Here is a 19407-nt window from a genome sequence, read left to right on the forward strand (position 1 = left end):
GGTCAGAGCAGCAGGAACAGCAGCAGGATGACGGCGATGACCAGGGCGGCGACGGCGATGGTGCGAGTGTTCACGAAGGTCTCCGATCGGTGGTGCTCCCTGAGCGGGAGGCGGGTGACCCCGGAGTGCCCGACTTCCGGACGCCGCAAACGGCGTACGGCGGCGTACGACGGTGGCCGCCGCGCGCGCCGTGGCGGATGACGCGCGTGCCGCGGCCCGACCTCGGGTAGGGGATTCGTCATGAGCGTGTTCCGCACCAAGTCCGTCGAGCAGGCGATCGCCGACACCGACGACCCCGACCACCGGCTCCGCAAGGAGCTGGGCGCTCTCGACCTCGTGGTCTTCGGCATCGGCGTCGTGATCGGCGCCGGCATCTTCGTGCTGACCGGCACCGTCGCGGCCTCCCACTCCGGCCCCGCGCTGGCGCTGTCGTTCCTGATCGCGGCCGTGGCCTGCGGGCTGGCCGGGCTCTGCTACGCCGAGTTCGCCTCGACCGTGCCGGTGGCGGGCAGCGCCTACACCTTCAGCTACGCCAGCTTCGGCGAGCTGATCGCCTGGATCATCGGCTGGGACCTGGCCCTGGAGTTCACGATCGGCGCCTCGGCGCTGGCGGTGAGCTTCTCGGGCTACCTGCAGGAGCTGTTGGCCGGCACGCCGTTGGAGGTGCCCGCCGAGATCGGGTCGGCCTCCGGGGGCGTCGTCGACCTACCGGCCGTCGTGGTGTCGCTCGCGATCATGGTGCTGCTGATCCGCGGCACCAAGCTCTCCAGCCGGGTCAACCAGGTGATCGTCGCGATCAAGCTGGCCGTGGTCGCGACGGTGATCGTCGTCGGCATCACCCTGGTCGACCCCGGCAACTGGGTGCCGTTCATCCCCGAGTCGCAGCCGACGCCCGAGTCCGCGGGCGGCTTCCTCGACCTGCCCCTCGTGACCAGCATCTTCGGCATCGAGCCGGCCATCTTCGGGATCGCCGGGGTCGTCTCGGGCGCGGCCGTCGTGTTCTTCGCGTTCATCGGCTTCGACGTGGTCGCGACCACGGCCGAGGAGGCCAAGAACCCCCAGCGCGACGTCCCGATCGGCATCCTCGGCTCGCTCGCCGTCGTCACCGTCCTGTACGCCGCCGTCAGCCTGGTCGTCACCGGGGTCCAGGACTACCGCGACATCGACCCGGACGACGCCGCACCGCTCGCGACCGCCTTCGACGCGGCCGGTGTCAGCTGGATGGGCGACCTGATCTCGGTCGGCGCCTGCATCGGCCTGGTCGCGGTGGCGATGATCCTGATCATGGGCCAGAGCCGGGTCGCGTTCGCGATGGCGCGCGACGGCCTGCTGCCGCGGGGCCTGGCGAAGGTGCACCCGCGCTACGGCACGCCGTACCGGATCACCCTGATCACCGGCCTGGTGGTCGCGGCGATCGCGGGCTTCGTCGACCTGGCGACGCTGGCCAACCTGGTCAACATCGGCACCCTGTTCGCCTTCATCCTGGTCAGCATCGGCGTCGCGATCCTGCGCCGGACCCGGCCCGACCTGGACCGCTCGTTCCGCACACCGGCGGTGTATGTCGTGGCGGCGCTGGCGACCGTGCTGTGCCTCTACCTGATGATCAACCTCTCGGGCGAGACCTGGCTGCGGTTCGGGATCTGGATGGCGCTCGGAGTGCTGGTCTACGCCGGCTACGGCCGCACCCACAGCCGGGTCGGCCGGCGCGAGCGGGAGGCGGCCGCCACCTCGGACGGGCGCTGAGGCGACGACCGGGCGACGCCTTCCGATAGTCTGCGTCGCAACGTTCTCAGGGCGGGGTGAAACTCCCCACCGGCGGTGAAGACGACCGGACGATCCGGTCATCGCAGCCCGCGAGCGCCTTCCGGCTCAGGCCGGAGGGGTCAGCAGATCCGGTGTGACTCCGGAGCCGACGGTCATAGTCCGGATGAGAGAGAACGCGGCGTACGGTCTGACTCTGTCTGCTCCGCTCGTCGTATCGCCCTGGGTGAGCGACGAGACAAGGAGGCAGTTCACATGTCGCAGGCACCCACGCCCCACCGGATCGCCGTGGTCGCATCCCGCTGGCACGCCGACATCGTCAACGAGGCCGTCGAGGGATTCATCGCCACGGTCACCGCCGCCGGGCATGCCCGGCCGGAGGTCGTCGAGGTGCCCGGCGCCTTCGAGATCCCGCTGGCCGTCCAGAGACTCGCGAGCAGCGGGAGGTACGCCGCCATCGCCGCGTGCGGCCTCGTGGTAGACGGTGGGATCTACCGGCACGAGTACGTCGCCTCGGCCGTGGTCGACGGCCTGATGCGGGTCCAGCTCGCCACCGATGTGCCGGTGCTGTCCGGAGTGCTGACACCGTTGCACTTCCACGAGCACGAGGAGCACCTCGCCTACTTCACCCGCCACTTCCGAGCCAAGGGCGCGGAGCTCGGTGCCGCGGCTCTGGCTGTGCTCGCCCTGCCCGGCAGTGCTGCGACGGGCGACGAAGAGCCCGCTCAGCTGCCGAGCAGGTAGTCGGTCACCACCGGCGCGATCACCTGGGGCTTGATCAGGTGGGTCTGGCCGCGCCAGTCCCGAGGTCGACGATCGACCGCTTCACGGCACCGCTACCTCGCAGGTGGGATCCGAGCGCCCGCAGGGAGTGCACGCGCCATCCTCCCGCCGGCCTGCGCCGGTCGACGCAGGCCGGCGTCCGAGCGCGGCCGGTCAGGAGATCGTGCCGGTTCCTTCGCCCTCGACATTCTGGTCGTGGAGCAGCTCGCCCTCCGCGTCGACCGGCGTGATCGACGCCTCGAAGGTGATCGGGGAGCCGGCCTGGTACTTGAAGTTCTCCCCGTACGAGTACTGCTCGCCGGGACCGAACGTGTAGATCGACGGGTCGACGTAGGACCCGTCAGCGAACACGTCGTCGTTCACGCCCTGCGCTTCGTACAGGGCGTCGTCGGTGACCCCGTCCATGCCCTGCAGCCACTGCCAGTCGTCGTAGCGAGCCGAGATGTTGACGAGGCTGGAACCCAGGTCGATGGCCTCACCGTTGTTCGTCACCACGTAGTTGACGAACACGACGTCGTCACCCTTCGCCAGCAGCGGCTTGTTGGTGTCGGGGTCCGCGAAGTTGCCGTCCTCCGTCGCCTTCGCGGTGCTCACCTGGTACACCTCGACGGTGACGTCGCCGACCTCGATGGTCGAGATGAGGTCGCCACCGGTGGTGACCGGGCGCGCCCAGGCCGGCTGGCCCTCCGCGCCCGCGGGAGCGGCGTCTTCAGACTCCGTGGGCTCCTCGGACTCGGCGGGCGCGTCCTCGGTGGGCTCCTCGGACGAGGCGCTGCTCTCTTCTGCCCGCGGCTCCTCGTCGGACTCGGAGTCGGAGTCACCCGAGCAGGCGCTCAGGGCGAGAAGACTGACCGTCGCGACTGCGGCGACGGCCATTCGGGCGGAACGAACTGAACGCATGTAAACGGTCCCCTTACGGTTCGGACAGGTCGCCGCTCGACGGCGTCAGAGGATTCGGCAGACCTCTTAGTCAGTGATGCCCGCGGGGGCGGCCAGGAAACCGATTCGCTCGTCGAACCTGCCCGGAGACTCGCCGACCGGTCCGTAGGATCGCGCCGTGCCCCCACGCTCCCCGCTGCCGCGCCGGCACGGGCTGAGTGCGGCGTGGGTGTGCACGCCGCACCGCGACCCGGAGCGACCCGCAGGCTGGGGGAGCATGGGGGCGTGGCTGCGGGACCACGTCGACGCGCGCGTCGAGGTCGAGTCGATGCTGGCCACCGAGCGGTTCGTGTACGCCGATGGTCGGCCGGTCGCCGACGCCGACCCCTACCGCGCGCACACGTTCGTCTGGTTCCACCGCGACCTGCGCGAGGAGCCCGTCGTACCCGGACCGCTCACCGTCGTCCACCGCGACGAGCGCGTCGTGGTGGTCGACGAGCCGGCGTTCCTCTCGACGGTCCCGCGCGGGCGGCACGTGACGCAGAGCCTCGTCGTGCGCCTGCGCGAGGAGCTCGGGCTGCCGGAGCTGACCCCGATGCACCGTCTCGACCGGGTCACCTCGGGCCTGGTGGTCTGCGCGACCGGGACGGAGTGGCGCGGGGCCTACCATGCGATGTTCGCGCAGGGCACGGTGCGCAAGACCTACCGTGCCCTGGCACCGTGGCGTGGCGACCTGGAGGCACCGACCACCGTCCGCAACCACATCGCTGCGATCCCCGGCACCGGGCGCGCCGAGGTCGTGGCGGACGGGCCGGTCAACGCCGAGACCCGGGTGGAGCTCGAGGAACGCCGTGGCGCCCTCGCGGTCTACCGCCTCACCCCGCGCACCGGACGCACGCACCAGCTCCGGCTGCACCTGCGCGATCTCGGCGCCCCGATCGTCGACGACCCGCTCTACCCGCTCGACCTCCAGGTCGACGTCGACGACTTCACGCGACCGCTGCAGCTGCTGGCCAGCGAGCTCGAGTACGCCGACCCCGTCGACGGGGTCCTGCGCCGGTTCGTGAGCCCCCGCAGCCTGCCGCTCGACAGTGCTCTCGGCGATCCGGGCCGATGAGCGGCCATCGCCTCGACGCAGTCTCGTCGAGGCGAGAGGTCACCTCAGCAGACGCGAAGCAGTTCTGCTCAGGCTCCCAGGGCGGCGAAGATCTGCTCGTATCGCACCTTCGGGTCGAGGGTGAGCCCGGACTTGATGAACTTTGCCCAGTCGTCCGCCAGCACTTCCTGTGCACCCGACTCGATGGCGTCGAGACCGGCACTCGCCAGATCCGACGGCGCGATCTTCGGCGCCTCCACGGCCTTGGCCATGTCGGTGTCGACCAGCCCCATGTGCACGGCGACGACATGCGTACCTTGTGCGGCGAGCTCGAGTCGAGTGCTGTCGGTCAGCATCCAGGCCGCAGCCTTCGACGCAGCGTACGCACCGGCGCTCGGAGCGGTGAACCATGACAGTGCCGAGATGACGTTGAGTATCGCGCCACCGCCGTTGGATCCCAGGATGGGGGCGAACGCACGAGTCATGAGCAACGGACCGTAGAAGTTCGTGTCCATCTCGCGGCGGATCGTCGCCTCGTCCCCGGCGACGAGCGAAGTTCCGGTGGAGATGCCGGCATTGTTGACGAGCACCTGAACATCACCCGCCGCGGCGGCGGCCGCTTCGATCTGCCCGGCGCTCGTGATGTCGAGCTCGAGCGGGTGCACGCCGTCGGCGTCGATCGCGCCCGCATCGCGAGCGGCGGCGTAGATCTTCGCCGCTCCACGCTTCTTCAACTGCTCGACGAACTCGGCACCAATGCCCCGGTTCGCTCCGGTGACGAGCACCACCGCACCTCTGACGTCCATGACTACCTATTCTGTAGCGATCACTATTGATTGACGTTCGGACGGTACCACGTTCTGTAGCGATCGATACGTTATGCTCGCCGACATGGCCGGCCGACCGCGGAGCTTCGATCGCGATGCCGCGCTCGGAGCAGCTCTCGAACAGTTCTGGCGCGCGGGTTACGAGGAGACCTCCGTCGCGATGCTGACCTCGGCCATGGGTGTGACACCCCCCAGCCTCTACGCGGCGTTCGGCGACAAGCGTCGCCTCTTCGAGGAGGCCTCAGCGGTGTACTTCCAGCGCACGTGCGAGGCGGTCGACCGTGCTGCGGCGCTGCCGAACGCGCGCGAGGCCATCGCTCAGGTGTTCGACGACACCGCACACGCCCACACCGACCCGGCAACGCCTGCCGGGTGCCTCCTGCTGACCGAGCCGCGGCTCGAAACGCAGCGCGAGGTCCTTCGCCGGCGACTCAAGGACCGGCTCGACCAAGGGGTCCGGGACCATGATCTCGCAGCCACGACGAACACCGACCACCTCGCCTCGTTCCTCGTGGCCGTCCTGCGCGGTATGTCCGGCTGTGCCCGCGACGGCGGCAGCACCGACGACCTCCTGGGCATCGCAGAGACTGCGATGGCGGCCTTGCCCGCGCCGGCACACGATCGCCTGGCGGGCAGTTCCTGAGACGAGCGCGTCAGGCCCAAGGGAGCGAGCGGCCCGGTCTTCAGCGGCTCCTCCATGTCCTGTGCGAACTCCGGAGGCGTCGATGGGCCACGTCGCTGCCGTACTCGAGGCCATCGCGGCTGACCTGCTGGGCTACTTCTATCGACGCACCGACCTGAGGACGCCGCCGACCTCCTGGCGGAGAGGGCGTTGGTGGTCTGGCGCAAGGCTCGCACTCTTCCGGGCGACGACACCGCGGCTCGCATGTGGATGTTCGGCATCGCGCGACGGGTGCTTTCGACGTATCGACGTACGGTTCGCCGGCACAGTGCCCTGCGGGACAAGCTCCGCGCGGAATTGGCGGCACGGCCAAACAGGTCCGCCAACGCGCAGGACTCCGAGCTCCACACCGTCCTGGGGATTCTCGACCAGCTCGATCAGGAGATCATTCGCCTCACCTACTGGGACGGCTTCACCCAGAAGGAAGCCGCTCAGATCCTCGGACTCCCGGAGGGGACCGTCCGAAGCCGGCACCACCGTGCCCGAATCGCCCTGCGCCACGCGGTCGGCGCGGCGCCCGATATCTCGATGCCGCGATAGCCGGTGCGGCTCTAGCAGTCCTCTATTCGGCGGTTGGCTGCCTATGGGGCGTTTCGCCTGAGTACTCTCCCGGGCTCACTTTCTCCCTTGGTGGACTTCAGTCCCGATATTGACAAGCCGTCCGATGTTCGGATCTGCCGTCCTCGCGGCAGGGCTGGATAGGCGGCTACGAGAAGGTAGCGCTCGCGCTCGTGGCCGGTCCGCCGCCTGTCGTGTCGACGGCACGTGAAAACTGACCCCCGAACGGCAACTGAAAACTGACCCCCTCCGAGACCCTGTCCTCATCTCGAGGCAGGGGGATGCGGAGTGTTGTCAGTGGAGGACTGGGCTGAGATCCGCCGGTTGCACCGTGCGGAGGGAGTGCCGATCAAGGTGATCGCCAGGTCGATGGGGATCTCGAAGAACACGGTGCGGAAGGCGCTGCGCGACGTCGGTGCCCCGCGTTACGAGCGGCCGGCGCGGGGATCGTTGGTCGATGAGGTCGAGCCGCGGATTCGTGAGTTGTTGCGGGTCACGCCCACGATGCCGGCAACGGTCGTTGCTGAGCGGATCGGGTGGGTGCATTCGATCCGGACGCTGCGCACCCGGGTGAGCGAGCTACGGCCGGTGTACCTGCCGCCGGACCCGTCCTCGCGCACGATCTATGAGGCTGGTGGGTTGGCGCAGTTCGACTTCTGGTTCCCCGACATCGAGTTGCCGGTGGGCTTCGGCCAGAGGCGGACCGCGAAGCGGTTGCCGGTGATGACGATGGTGTCGGGCTACTCGCACTGGACCAGCGCGGTGCTGATCCCGCGCCGAGAGAGCGAGGACCTGTTTCCCGGCTGGTGGCACCTGATCCAGCAGTTGGGCGCGGTCCCGAAGCTGCTGGTGTGGGACGGCGAGGGTGCCATCGGGCGGTGGCGCCCCAAGGAGTCCGCGCTCACCACCGAGTGCCAGGCATTCCGCGGCGTGCTCGGCACCAAGGTCTACGTGTGCAAGCCAGCCGACCCTGAGGCCAAGGGCATGCTCGAGCGGTTCCACGACTACCTGGAGCGCTCGTTCCTGCCCGGCCGGGAGTTCACCGGCCCTGAGGACTTCAACACCCAGCTGGCCGGGTTCGTCGTGAAGGCCAACGCCCGGAAGATGCGGGTCCTGGGATGCGCACCGAACGATCGGATCGCCGCCGACCGGGCCGCGATGATGCCGCTGCCACCAGTGCCGCCCGAGGTCGGGTGGCGCAAGTCGATGCGGCTGCCACGCGATCACTACATCCGCCTCGATTCCAACGACTACTCCGTGCACCCCGCCGTGGTCGGGCGCCGGATTGAGGTCCACGCCGACCTGGCCCGGGTGTGGGTGACGTGTGAGGGCGCGATCGTCGCCGACCACGCCCGGGTATGGGCCCAGCACCAGACGATCAGCGACTTCGAGCACACCGTGGCCGCGAAGCTCCTGCGGCAAGGACGCGGCGACCTGCTCCGCCCGGTCGCCGATGCGGTGACCGGCGAGGAGGTCGAGATCCGATCGCTCGGCGTCTACGACCAGGTCCTCGGGCTCGTCGATCCCCTGTCCGACGGCCTGGTCGACGAGGAGGTGTCGTGATGACCACGCCGAGCACGGCGAAGAGGACCGCGAGGGCCGGTCGCGACGTCACGAGCGAGCTGGAGTTCCTGACCCGAGCGTTGAAGGCGCCCACGCTGCGCGAGTCTGTCGCACGGTTGGCCGTACGGGCCCGGGAGGAGTCGTGGACGCACGAGGAGTTCCTCGCCGCGTGTCTGCAACGTGAGGTGTCGGCGCGGGAGTCCCACGGTGGTGAGGGCCGCATCCGCGCCGCCCGGTTCCCGTCGAGGAAGAGCCTGGAGGACTTCGACTACGACCACGCCCGTGGCCTGAAGCGGGAGACCATCGCGCACCTGGGCACCCTGGACTTCGTCGCGGGCAAGGAGAACGTGGTCCTGCTCGGCCCGCCAGGGACGGGGAAGACCCACCTGGCCACCGGGCTCGCGATCCGGGCCTGTCAGGCCGGACACCGGGTCCAGTTCGCCACCGCCAGCCAGTGGGTCGACCGGCTCGCCGAGGCCCATCACGCCGGCCGGCTGCAAGACGAGCTGCGCCGCCTGGTCCGCTACCCGGTCCTGGTGATCGACGAGGTCGGCTACATCCCTTTCGAACCCGAGGCGGCGAACCTGTTCTTCCAGCTCGTCTCATCGCGCTACGAGCGCGCCAGCCTGATCGTCACGTCCAACAAGAACTTTGCCCGCTGGGGCGAGGTCTTTGTCGACGACACCGTCGCCGCCGCGATGATCGACCGGCTCGTCCACCACGCCGAGGTCATCGCCTTGAAGGGCGACTCCTACCGGCTGAAGAACCGAGAACTCGGCCGCGTCCCCGCGGCCGTCACCGAAGAGAACCAGTGAACAAGAGGGGGTCAGTTTTCGATTGCCGCGAGGGGGTCAGTTTTCAGCCGCCGTTGACATGTCGAGTGACAGAGGCCTGCGGGACATTCGCTCATCGCCGTCGAGCGGCCGGGTGGCGCGTGCCTGAGCCAGTCGCCGCAGGCGCGAGCGCGGCGAGAACACTTCCGACACCTTCTCGTGGGTAAGTCTTTCCTGCTGCGCTGGGAGGGGCGGCGTCCGCATGCGATCATCGGACACGGCTGTCAGGAGTGACGTATCACCGAGCGGGTGTATCTCCGGTCCGCTGACGAAAGTGTGGAGGTCTCGAAATGGATAACGATGTCACCCGTAAGAGGTGCTCATTCTGCGGGCGCGCAGGGGAGCGAGGGCAGCAGTTCGCGGGTGGTTTAGGGGCAATGATCTGCGAGGACTGCGTCTCGCATTACCAGGAGATGTTCTCGGCACCTGCCCAGGCGGACGACGATACGTTGCCGTGGGACCGGATGACGGACGCGGAGATCCTCAGCACCATCCCAGCGATCTCGCAGACGGCCGCGCAGGTCGACGAGTTCCTCGTGGAGTGGATCGAGCTGGCCCGAAGTCGGAAGTTGTCGTGGACTCAGATCGGGAAGTCGCTCGGAGTGTCCAAGCAAGCCGTCTGGGAGAGGTTCTCCCAGCGCGTCGATGACGTGAGGGGGCGATCCACCGCCTGAACGACCGAGCCCGACGGGCTGGTCGCGTCAACCGGTTCCCGATGTCGACGAGGCTCGAGCCGGATCGCCGGGTGGACGGGCACCAGGGAGGAGCGTGGATCCTCCAACAGAGCCGTGGAGTCTGCGGGGTCGGGTTCGATGCGCCAGCGCCGGACGATCGCGGTCAGTGCGTACGTCATCGTCACCAGTCCGAGATGCTGGCCCGGGCAGATGTTCAGGCCTCGCCCGAACCCCAGGAAGCCACGTGTCGCCGTTGTCTGGCTCCAGCGATCGGCATCGAAGTCCAGGGGGCGCTCGAACACCGTGGGATCTCTATGGATGACATAGGGGCTGATGATCAGCTGGTCCCCGGGCGCGAACTCGTACTGGCCGAGAACAGCTGGTCGGGTGACGGTGCGGTTCAGGATCCACGTCGGGGGGTGGAGCCGGACGGCTTCGAGGATGGTGGCCAGCGCGAGCGGGGGTGGTGCGTCTGGGCTCTCGCGCTCCAGCGACCGCACCGCGAGGTCGTGCTGCACGCGGGGCTGGTGGGAGAGTTCAAGCAGAGCCCAGGCCACTCCCAGGGCCGGAATTCGGTGTGCCGCCAGCAACGAACCGATCACCAGGTCCGCGACACGAGCCGGAGAAGCGCCCACCAGTTGCTTGGTGCGCACCAGCTGGGCCACGTAGTCGTCGGCCTCTCTGGTGCGCCGACGGGTCTCGATCAGGGGATCGACGGCGGCGCGCGCGGCGCGGTAGGCGAGTCGGATCCGCAGACGTGATGGGGTCGGGATGAACGACGGAAGTGCGAACGGACTTCCGAACACCGCAGCCAGGCACGTCAGCAATCGGCCGACGACCGGCCTGACGGTGGACCAGTCGGCTCCGAAGTAGTGCTCGTACGTCACCCTCGTCAGGACGTCCTCCAGGAGGGGGATCGGGTCGAGAGTCGCCGAAGCCCCCGTCGCTGCTCCAGAGAACGCCTGCTCGATGAGCCGCGAGGTCTGCGGCCCGAGGTGGGTGATGGCGGCGGGCCGAAGCCCCGGGCCCATGGCGGCGCGGGCCTCGACAGCAGCCCCGGCCTGATGTGCCGTCACCCGCTCTGCTCGGAAGTTGCCCAGGATCGCGAACGCCCGCTGACGGTCGGCGAGGACCTCGTGGGCGAGGTCGACGTCGTTGACGATCGTGGTTCGGTCGTCGAACGCCACCACCGCGCCGTACCGCTCCCGCAGGCCCAGGAGGAAGCCGAGCCGGTCCTCCTCGTAGGCCATGAGGTTGCCGGTCCACCGGTCCCCGCGGGGACCAGGAGGGCGGCTCCCGAGCGCCGCCGACCCTGCTGAGGTCATCACCTCGGTGTGCTTACTTCCAGATGTAGCCCGAGTTCAGGCTACGGCCGTGCGAGCGCTGGACCAGACGAGCAACGGTGTACTTGAAACGACGCATGACAACCTCCGTGATAGACCGTCAGGCCATCCCTGACGGATGTCAGGAGCAGCCTGACGGTCGGGCCGAGATTTGTGAGTAGCGACACGCCGATCGAAGGTGAAAGCCTTCGCTGCTCGCTCGGGTCGTCTCCGAACGGGGCTGAGCCACTGATCTGCGGAGTGGACTACACCGGGGTCAGGTAGGTCTTGACGATCCGTGGACGGTGAACTTCACTCGGACCCTCCTTCGCGGGGGTGGGGCGACCAGGTCGTCGGAGGTGTCCCACCCGCTTCGAGTCCGTCGAATTTTTTCCCGAATCTTGTCGCCTGGCTGACAAGATTCGGGAACAAGTCGGGGCGGTCGACGATCCAGCCTGCGACTTGTCGGGGTTAACCCCCTAACGTCGCGCAGCAGTGACGCCGAGCAGGCGTCCTTGCAGCTGAGGGGTCGGGGATGAGGCAAGGGTTCCGTCTGGTCAGGTTCCGTCTGACCAGATCGAGTGCGCTCGCGGTGCGTGCTCGCGCGCCCATGGGGGGCACGTTGGCTCCGGGTCCCGAGGTGCACCACCGCTGCATCGGTACGGCGAACCCCACGGCGGGCGCCGTACCGGATTCCTCGACTCCGCTCCATCGATCGTCTCCGGAGTTGTCACCTGCATGACCACTGCCGCACGCGCGTCCTGCGAGTACGCCCTGGGTGAGGGTCCCCGCCGAATCCCATCTCCGGGCGGCCGTCGGAGGACGGGCCCGTCTTCGGAGACGGACCGTTCCGAGATGCCCCAGCGGCCGCGCAGGACGCATCCCCTTGTCGGGCGACCGTGACGGCGCCGGATCCGCCGGATCCGCCGGAGAAGGAGCAGTCGGTGCCTGACCCATCGTCGACTCTCGAGTCGTCGGCCCACGCCATGCGCCCGGCCGTGGACGCGATGGTCCAGCGGGTCGTGAACGACGTCGTGGCCGCGATGCCGTCGTACGCCGCCGCCCCGGGCAGCCCACGCCACCAGCTGCTGACCTGGGCCGCGCACACCGCCGCGCAACACTTCCTCGACGACGCCGAGGACCCCCCGTCCCGGTCCGGCCAGGTCGACGACCTGTTCCGCCGCCTCGGTCAGGGCGAGGCCCAACGCGAGCACGACTGGACCGCGATCGAGGCGAGCCTGCGCATCGCGAGCCGAGCCTCCTGGGCACAGCTGACGGACTTCGCCACCACCCACGACCTCACCAGACCCGAGCTCCAAGGCCTGGCCGACGCGCTGTTCGACTACCTCGAGCACCTCCGCGAGCAGCTCGCCGACGGCTTCGCGCTCGGACGACGCGGCGGATCCCACACCCGCGAGGGCGCCCGCAACCGCCTCTTCCAGCTCTTCCTCGCCGACCGACCATCGCGCCCGGACCCGCAGGTCCCGGCCGGCATCGACAACGAGACCCTGCACACCCTCGCCGAGATCGCCGAGTGGCCCCTGACCGAGACGGTCACCGCCCTGGCGATCAGCTACCACGGCGAGCCACCCGCGCTGCCGGAGTCACCGACCCTGCTGATCCGCACCCAACCCCGCCGCACCCTCATCATCTGCCCCGCCGAGGAACACACCGACCTCGTCGAACGCATCGGCCGCTCCCGCCCCGGACTCCGCACCGCCGTCAGCTGGCCCGTACCGCCGGCCCTGGCCGGCTCCGCGCTGCGCTGGTGCCAACGCGCCCTCGACCTGGTCCAGCTCGGCGTCATCGCCCCGGTCTCGGTCATCGACTGCGCCACCCAGGCCACCCAGCTGTGGCTACACGCCGAACCCTCCATGCGCCAGCACCTGTGCCAGGAACTCCTACGCCCCCTGCTCGCCGAGACACCGCACTCGCGCGCCATCCTCTCCGAGACGCTGCTGACCTGGGTCGAGACCCGCGACAGCGCACCCGTGATCGCGGCCCGCCTCGACGTCCACCCCCAGACCATCCGCTACCGCTGGAAACGGATCAACGAGCTCTTCGGCGAAGACCTCCGCGACCCCGAGTTCGTCCTGCGGATGACCCTCGTCCTGAAGTCCAGCGTCCCGCTCTGGAAAGCCGGCGACCAGAGCGACTTCGACACCTTCCGCGACCGAGCAGCCGCACGCCCGTCACCCGAACCGGTCATCACGGCTGGCGACTCGTGACCAACCCGGGCGTGCCCGCACGCTCCGGGGTGACCCGGTCCGTGGACGCACGAGGGCGCCGGACCGCAGGCGGTCCGGCGCCCATCGACGCGTGCTCGGCTCAGTGGAAGGAGCCGAGGCCCTCGCGCTCGAGCAGCATGGTGAGTCCGCCGTTCCAGAACGAGAACCCGGCGCCGGTGATCATCGCCAGGTCGAGGTCCTCGGCGGCGACGACCACGCCCTCGTCGAGCATGATCCGCACCTCCTCGGCCAGGCCGGTCAGGACGCGAGTGCGGACCTCGGCGGGCTCCAGCACCTCGGGCGATGCCGGCTTCCCGAGCAGCGCCTCGACCTCGGGGTCCAGGGTGCCGTCGGGGCCGAAGTAGGCCCGCTTGCCGGCCTCGACGACGCGCTGCAGTGCCGGCGAGACGTAGAACCGGTCGGGGAACGCCGCGGCCAGGGTCTCGGTGTTGTGCAGCGCGATCGCCGGCCCGACCAGCGCGATCAGTTGATGGGGCGGCATCGGCGCGACGCCGCCGAACGAGCCGTCGATGACCTGGATCGGGGTGCCGGCGTCGACGATCCGGCTGACCTCGCTCATGAACCGACCGAGCAGCCGGTTGACGATGAACGACGGGCTGTCGTTGACCAGGATGGTGGTCTTCTTCAGCGCCTTGCCGGTGGCGAACGCGGTCGCGAGCGTCTCGTCGGACGTCTGCTCGCCCTTGACGATCTCCAGCAGCGGCATCACCGCGACCGGGTTGAAGAAGTGGAAGCCCACGACCCGCTCGGGGTGCTCGAGGTCGGCCGCCATCTCGGTGATCGAGAGCGACGAGGTGTTGGTCGCCAGGACGCACTCGGGGGAGACGACCTTCTCGACGTCGGCGAAGACCGACTTCTTGACCGAGAGCTCCTCGAAGACGGCCTCGATGACGAAGTCGGCGTCCGCGAACGACGTGCTCTTGTCGACGGTGCCACTGACCAGCGCCTTGTGCCGGTTGGCCAGGTCGGAGTTGATCAGGCCCTTCGCGAGCAGCTTCTCGATCTCGGCGTGCACGTAGCCCACGCCCTTCTCGACGCGCTCCTGGTCGAGGTCAGTGAGTACGACGGGCACCTCGAGGCGTCGTACGAACAGCAGGGCCAGCTGTGACGCCATCAGGCCGGCGCCCACGATGCCGACCTTCGTGACCGGGCGGGCCAGCGACCGGTCGGGGGCGCCGGCGGGCCGCTTGGCCCGCTTCTGCACCAGGTCGAAGGAGTAGAGCGACGCGAACAGCTCGGGCGTGTGCGACATCGCCTGGAGCGCGTCGTCCTCGGCGGCGAAGCCCTCGTCCCGGGTGGCGGTCCGCGCCGCCGCGATCAGGTCGACGGCCTTCGCGGCGGCCGGGCTGGCCCCGCCGGTGCGCGCCTCGACGAGCTGGCGCCCGCGGGCGACGGCGGCGTCCCAAGCCTCACCGCGGTCGACCTCGGTCCGCTCGACGACGACCTCGCCCGACAGCACCCGGCCCGCCCAGAGCAGCGACTGCTCGATGAAGTCGGCGCCGGAGAAGCAGGCGTCGGCCAGGCCGAGCTCGAACGCGGCGCGACCGTTCAGCGTCTTGCCGTTGTTGAGCGGGTTCTCGACGATCACCGTCACGGCCTTGTCGGCGCCGACCAGGTTGGGCACCAGGTAGGCGCCGCCCCAGCCGGGGACCAGGCCGAGCATCACCTCGGGCAGGCCCAGCGCCGGGGCGCTGTCCACCACGGTGCGGTAGTCGCAGTGCAGTGCGACCTCCAGGCCGCCGCCGAGCGCGAGCCCGTTGATGAAGCCGAACGACGTCTTGCCGCCGTCCTGCAGCTTGCGGAAGACCGCGTGGCCGATCTCCGCGATGACGCGTACGGCGTCGGGTCCGCCGCCGGCGACCGAGGTGAGGTCGGCACCCGCCGCGAGGATGAACGGCTTGCCGGTGACGCCGACCGAGGTGATCTCGTCGTCGGCCAGGGCCGCGTCGATCGCGGCGTCCAGGGCGAGCAGCGAACGCGGTCCGAAGGTGTTCGGCTTGGTGTGGTCCGCGCCGTTGTCGAGGGTGATCAGCCCCATCACCCCGGCGGTGCCCGGCAGGGTCACCTTGCGCAGGTGGGCCCGGGTCACGCGCTCGGCGTCGGAGGAGAGCTCCTGGGCGCGCGTGAGGAGGGTGTCGATGCTCATGCGGTGGCTCCGTTCCAGTGCGGGTTCTCCCAGATGACCGTGCCGCCCATGCCGATGCCGATGCACATGGTGGTCAGCCCGTAGCGGACCGCGGGCCGCTCCTCGAACTGCCGGGCCAGCTGGGTCATCAGTCGCACGCCGGAGGAGGCGAGCGGGTGGCCCATCGCGATGGCCCCGCCGTACGGGTTCACGCGCGCGTCGTCGTCGGCGATGCCGAAGTGCTCCAGGAAGGCGAGCACCTGGACGGCGAACGCCTCGTTGACCTCGAAGGCCTCGATGTCGTCGATGCTCAGGCCGGCCTGCTTCAGCGCCTTCTCGGTCGCGGGGATGGGCCCGGCGCCCATCACCTCGGGCTCGACGCCGACGAAGGAGTACGACACCAGCCGCATCTTCACCGGCAGGCCCAGCTCGCGGGCGGTCTCCTCGTCGGCGAGCAGCGCGGCGGTGGCGCCGTCGTTGATGCCCGCGGCGTTGCCGGCGGTGACCTTGCCGTGCGAGCGGAACGGCGTCTTCAGTGCGGCCAGGGACTCCATCGTGGTGCCGGGGCGCATCGGCTCGTCGCTGGTGGCCAGCCCCCAGCCGAGCTCCTCGGAACGGGTCGCGACGGGCACCAGGTCGGGCTGGATCTTGCCGTCGGCGTACGCCGCGGCGGTCTTGTCCTGGGAGCGCACGGCGTAGGAGTCCACCCGCTCCTTCGTGATCGTGGGGTAGCGGTCGTGGAGGTTCTCGGCCGTCTTGCCCATCACGAGGGCGTCGGGGTTCACGACCCGCTCGGAGAGGATCCGCGGGTTCGGGTCGACGCCCTCGCCCATCGGGTGCCGGCCCATGTGCTCGACGCCGCCGGCGATGGCGACGTCGTACGCGCCGAAGGCGATGCCGGAGGCGGTGGTCGTCACGGCGGTCATCGCGCCGGCACACATCCGGTCGATGGCGAAGCCCGGCACGCTCTGCGGCAGGCCGGCGAGCAGTGCGGCGGTGCGGCCGATGGTCAGGCCCTGGTCGCCGATCTGGGTGGTGGCGGCCACGGCCACCTCGTCGACGCGCTCGGGGGGCAGCGACGGGTTGCGTCGCATGAGCTCGCGGATGCACTTGATGACGAGGTCGTCGGCGCGGGTCTCGGCGTACTGGCCCGTGGCCTTGCCGAAGGGGGTGCGTACGCCGTCGACGAAGACGACCTCTCGCAGCTGTCGGGGCACCTGTTCTCCTGGGTGGGGGTGGTGGGACGTCGCAAGATTACCCGCCAGTAACAATTTCGACGACGGCGGTGGGCGTGTGCGCCATCACGCGCCCGATCCCCACTAGGGTTGGGCCCGTGACGCCAGAATCCAGGCTCGTGCACATCGTGGACGAGGTCCCCGAGCTCGACGACCGGCAGGACCCGACCGGCGAGCTGACGATGGTGCTGGTCCTCGACGGCTTCCTGGACGCGGGCAACGCCGCCGCCCGGGCCGCCCAGCACCTAAGCGACCTCGACGACGGCGGCTCGGTGGTGGCGACGTTCGACGTGGACCAGTTCCACGACTACCGCGCCCGCCGGCCGGCGGTGTCCTTCGTCCAGGACCACTACGAGGCGTACGACGCCCCGCGGCTGGTCGTGCGACTGCTCCACGACACCGGCGGCACGCCGTACCTCCTCTTCCACGGCCCGGAGCCCGACAACCGCTGGGAGGCCTTCTGCCGTGCGGTCAAGGAGGTCGTCGAGCGCTTCGAGGTGACCCGGACGGTCGCCATGGGATCGGTGCCGATGGCCGTCCCGCACACCCGGCCGATCGCGCTGACCTCCCACGCCAACGACCCGTCGCTGCTCAGCGGCGAGAGCCGGTGGCGCGGCGAGCTGCGGATCCCGAGCAGCGCCCAGGCCCTCCTCGAGGTGCGCCTGGGGGAGTGGGGCCACGCCGCCCAGGGCTTCGTCGCCCACATTCCGCACTACCTCGCGCAGCTGGACTTCCCGCAGGCCTCCGCCACCCTGCTCGAGCAGGTCGAGATCGCCGGCCGGCTGACCGTCGACCTGTCCGGGCTGCGCGCCGAGGCCGAGGACCGGGCGGTCGAGATCGCCCGCTACCTGGATGCCAACAACGAGCTCGGCGACGTCGTGGCCGCTCTGGAGCGCCAGTACGACGCCTTCGAGCGGGCCGAGGAGTCGGGCGGCAACCTGCTCGCCCCCGACCAGCCGCTGCCCAGCGGCGAGGAGCTCGGCCAGCAGTTCGAGCAGTTCCTGGCCGGTCTCGAACGACCCGACGACGACAAGTCGGGCAGCTGAGATGCCGCAGGACGCCGCCGCCCTGGTCGCCCTGCTCGACCTCGAGCGCATCGACGACAACCTGTTCCGGGGTGCCCAGGAGCCCTCGGCGCTGCCACGCGTCTTCGGCGGGCAGGTTGCCGCGCAGGCGCTGGTCGCCGGCACCCGGACGGTCGACCCGGCGTACGGCGTGCACTCGCTGCACTCCTACTTCCTGCAGCCCGGTGACCCCCGCGCCCCGATCGTCTACGACGTGGAGACGCTGCGCGACGGACGCTCCTTCGCGACCCGCCGGGTGCTGGCCCGTCAGCACGGTCGGCCGATCTTCGCGCTGACGGCCAACTTCCAGGTCGCCGAGGAGGGCTGGGACCACCACGACGTGATGCCCGAGGTGACCTCCCCCGAGCAGTCCCTCGACCCGCGCGAGGTGCTCGCCGCGATGTACCCGGACCGCGACACCAGCGCCGACAGCGAGTGGGACGTCGCCGAGATGCGCTACGTCGGCAGCTCCGGCGACGGCCTGCTGGCCGCCGACCCCGAGCACCCCGGGCTCCAGCGCTGTTGGCTGCGGGTCTCCTCGCGGCTGCCCGACGACCCGTTCCTGCACGTCGCTGCTTTCACGTACCTCTCCGACATGACCCTGATGGGCTCCGCGCTCGCGCCGCACGGGGCCCGTCCCGAGGACGGCACCCACATGGTCGCCTCGCTCGACCACGCGATCTGGTTCCACCGGCCGTTCCGGGCCGACGAGTGGTGGCTCTACGACCAGACGTCGCCGTTCGCCGGGGGCGGGCGCGGGCTCGTCACCGCCGGGGTGTTCACCGAAGGCGGCACGCTGGTCGCCACCGTCGCCCAGGAGGCCCTGTTGCGGAAGTTCGACCCCACGCGAGTGCGCTCATGAGCGACGTCACCGAGCTCCTGGGACTGCTCGACCTGGAGCAGATCGAGCCCGACCTGTTCCGGGGGAGCCAGCCGGACTCCGCCCGGGCCCGGGTGTACGGCGGCCAGGTCGCCGCCCAGGCCCTGGTCGCCGGGATCCGGACCGTGGACCCGGCGTACACCGTGCACTCGCTGCACTCCTACTTCCTGCGGGGCGGCGACTACTCCGTCCCGATCGTGTACGACGTCGAGCGGATCCGTGACGGCCGGGCCTTCCAGTCCCGCCGGGTCGTGGCCCGCCAGCACGGTCGCCCGATCTACTACCAGACGCTCGACTTCCAGCGGCCCGAGCAGGGCTACGAGCACCAGGACGCGATGCCGCAGGTCGGCCCGCCCGAGCAGGGCCTGGACCTGGTCAACCTGATGCGGTCGCGCGGCACGACCGAGGCCGACGCGCTCGGCAAGGAGTGGTCGGCCCTCGACGTCCGCTACCTCGGCAACTCCGGCACGGGTCTGCCCGAGCACCCGAAGCACCGGGCCCAGGCGCAGATGTGGATCCGGCTGCGCGAGGAGCTGCCGGAGGACCCGGTGGTCCACCTCGCCGCGTTCACCTACGCCAGCGACGTCAGCCTGCTCGGCGCCTCGTTGGCGGCGCACGACGCCCACCCGTCCCAGACCCAGATGGCCTCGCTCGACCACACCATCTGGTTCCACCGGCCGTTCCGGGCCGACGAGTGGTGGCTCTACGACCAGTGGTCGCCCTCGGCCAGCGGCGCCCGCGGGCTCTCGCTCGGCCGGGTCTTCCTCGCCGACGGCACCCTGGTCGCCTCGCTCGCCCAGGAGGGGCTGATCCGCCCGCGTCCCGACGCTGGTTGAGGTGCGAAGGACGAAGTCCTGAGCCTCGAAACCCGGTGAG

16 protein-coding genes, 1 pseudogene and 1 riboswitch are annotated in these 19407 nt (G+C 69.9%); of the genes and pseudogenes, 11 read left to right on the top strand and 6 right to left on the bottom strand.

From position 1 onward, the window contains the following. Positions 1–2: 2 nt before the first annotated feature. On the bottom strand, positions 3–242 hold the full coding sequence (locus tag MUB56_RS14500; RefSeq protein ID WP_244927728.1) for a hypothetical protein: 240 nt from the start codon (positions 240–242) through the stop codon (positions 3–5). On the opposite strand from MUB56_RS14500, the gene MUB56_RS14505 reads away from it, so the two are divergent. Further along, positions 241–1743 (top strand): amino acid permease, encoded by a 1503-nt coding sequence (locus tag MUB56_RS14505; protein WP_244927729.1) that lies wholly within the window; start codon positions 241–243, stop codon positions 1741–1743. The genes MUB56_RS14500 and MUB56_RS14505 overlap by 2 nt on opposite strands. Positions 1744–1781: 38 nt before the next feature. After that, positions 1782–1943: riboswitch (FMN riboswitch) on the top strand. A 73-nt stretch (positions 1944–2016) separates the two neighbouring features. Next, positions 2017–2505, top strand: a complete 489-nt coding sequence (locus MUB56_RS14510; protein WP_244927730.1) for a 6,7-dimethyl-8-ribityllumazine synthase — start codon at positions 2017–2019, stop codon at positions 2503–2505. 192 nt (positions 2506–2697) lie between these two features. On the opposite strand, the gene MUB56_RS14515 is transcribed toward MUB56_RS14510, so the two are convergent. Continuing rightward, the gene (locus MUB56_RS14515; RefSeq protein ID WP_244927731.1) at positions 2698–3420 is read right to left on the bottom strand and encodes a hypothetical protein; all 723 of its coding nucleotides are present in this window, start codon (positions 3418–3420) and stop codon (positions 2698–2700) included. 181 nt (positions 3421–3601) lie between these two features. On the opposite strand from MUB56_RS14515, the gene MUB56_RS14520 reads away from it, so the two are divergent. Further along, positions 3602–4540 carry a pseudouridine synthase gene (locus MUB56_RS14520; RefSeq protein WP_244927732.1) on the top strand — a complete coding sequence of 313 codons (939 nt, stop codon included), beginning with the start codon at positions 3602–3604 and terminating at the stop codon, positions 4538–4540. 68 nt (positions 4541–4608) lie between these two features. Here MUB56_RS14520 and MUB56_RS14525 read toward each other — a convergent pair whose 3' ends face one another. Next, positions 4609–5325: an SDR family oxidoreductase gene (locus MUB56_RS14525; protein ID WP_244927733.1), complete on the bottom strand. Its 717-nt coding sequence runs from the start codon at positions 5323–5325 to the stop codon at positions 4609–4611. 85 nt (positions 5326–5410) lie between these two features. Between MUB56_RS14525 and MUB56_RS14530 the strand changes: the two genes are divergently transcribed. The 4 genes and pseudogenes from MUB56_RS14530 to istB all read left to right on the top strand — a co-directional run bounded on the left by MUB56_RS14530 (position 5411) and on the right by istB (position 8964). Next, positions 5411–5989, top strand: coding sequence for a TetR/AcrR family transcriptional regulator (locus MUB56_RS14530; RefSeq protein WP_244927734.1), 579 nt, complete (start codon positions 5411–5413; stop codon positions 5987–5989). Positions 5990–6145: 156 nt separating this feature from the next. Next, positions 6146–6568: pseudogene (locus MUB56_RS14535) on the top strand (sigma-70 family RNA polymerase sigma factor); the annotation flags it as partial. Positions 6569–6874: 306 nt separating this feature from the next. Further along, positions 6875–8149 (top strand): IS21 family transposase, encoded by a 1275-nt coding sequence (gene istA / locus MUB56_RS14540; protein ID WP_244927736.1) that lies wholly within the window; start codon positions 6875–6877, stop codon positions 8147–8149. Next, positions 8149–8964 (top strand): IS21-like element helper ATPase IstB, encoded by an 816-nt coding sequence (gene istB / locus MUB56_RS14545; protein ID WP_244927737.1) that lies wholly within the window; start codon positions 8149–8151, stop codon positions 8962–8964. The genes istA and istB overlap by 1 nt, the downstream gene beginning before the upstream one ends. Before the next feature lie 598 nt (positions 8965–9562). Here istB and MUB56_RS14550 read toward each other — a convergent pair. Next, positions 9563–10981 (bottom strand): cytochrome P450, encoded by a 1419-nt coding sequence (locus MUB56_RS14550; protein ID WP_280637287.1) that lies wholly within the window; start codon positions 10979–10981, stop codon positions 9563–9565. 941 nt (positions 10982–11922) lie between these two features. On the opposite strand from MUB56_RS14550, the gene MUB56_RS14555 reads away from it, so the two are divergent. Then, positions 11923–13206, top strand: a complete 1284-nt coding sequence (locus MUB56_RS14555) for a helix-turn-helix domain-containing protein (protein WP_244927739.1) — start codon at positions 11923–11925, stop codon at positions 13204–13206. Between the two features lie 100 nt (positions 13207–13306). Here the strand turns inward: MUB56_RS14555 and MUB56_RS14560 are convergent, their stop codons facing one another. Continuing rightward, positions 13307–15373, bottom strand: coding sequence for a 3-hydroxyacyl-CoA dehydrogenase NAD-binding domain-containing protein (locus MUB56_RS14560; protein ID WP_244927740.1), 2067 nt, complete (start codon positions 15371–15373; stop codon positions 13307–13309). Further along, positions 15370–16569: an acetyl-CoA C-acyltransferase gene (locus MUB56_RS14565; RefSeq protein ID WP_244927741.1), complete on the bottom strand. Its 1200-nt coding sequence runs from the start codon at positions 16567–16569 to the stop codon at positions 15370–15372. The genes MUB56_RS14560 and MUB56_RS14565 overlap by 4 nt, the downstream gene beginning before the upstream one ends. 116 nt (positions 16570–16685) lie before the next feature. Between MUB56_RS14565 and MUB56_RS14570 the strand changes: the two genes are divergently transcribed. From MUB56_RS14570 to MUB56_RS14580, 3 genes are read left to right on the top strand one after another with little or no spacing between them, the layout of a single operon-like run. Further along, the gene (locus MUB56_RS14570; RefSeq protein ID WP_244927742.1) at positions 16686–17633 is read left to right on the top strand and encodes a PAC2 family protein; all 948 of its coding nucleotides are present in this window, start codon (positions 16686–16688) and stop codon (positions 17631–17633) included. Position 17634: 1 nt separating this feature from the next. Then, on the top strand, positions 17635–18513 hold the full coding sequence (locus tag MUB56_RS14575; protein ID WP_244927743.1) for an acyl-CoA thioesterase II: 879 nt from the start codon (positions 17635–17637) through the stop codon (positions 18511–18513). Next, positions 18510–19367 carry an acyl-CoA thioesterase II gene (locus tag MUB56_RS14580; RefSeq protein WP_244927744.1) on the top strand — a complete coding sequence of 286 codons (858 nt, stop codon included), beginning with the start codon at positions 18510–18512 and terminating at the stop codon, positions 19365–19367. Before MUB56_RS14575 ends, MUB56_RS14580 begins: the two co-directional genes overlap by 4 nt. Positions 19368–19407 lie beyond the last annotated feature (40 nt).

This window comes from Nocardioides sp. W7 (assembly GCF_022919075.1).
Lineage (GTDB): Bacteria > Actinomycetota > Actinomycetes > Propionibacteriales > Nocardioidaceae > Nocardioides.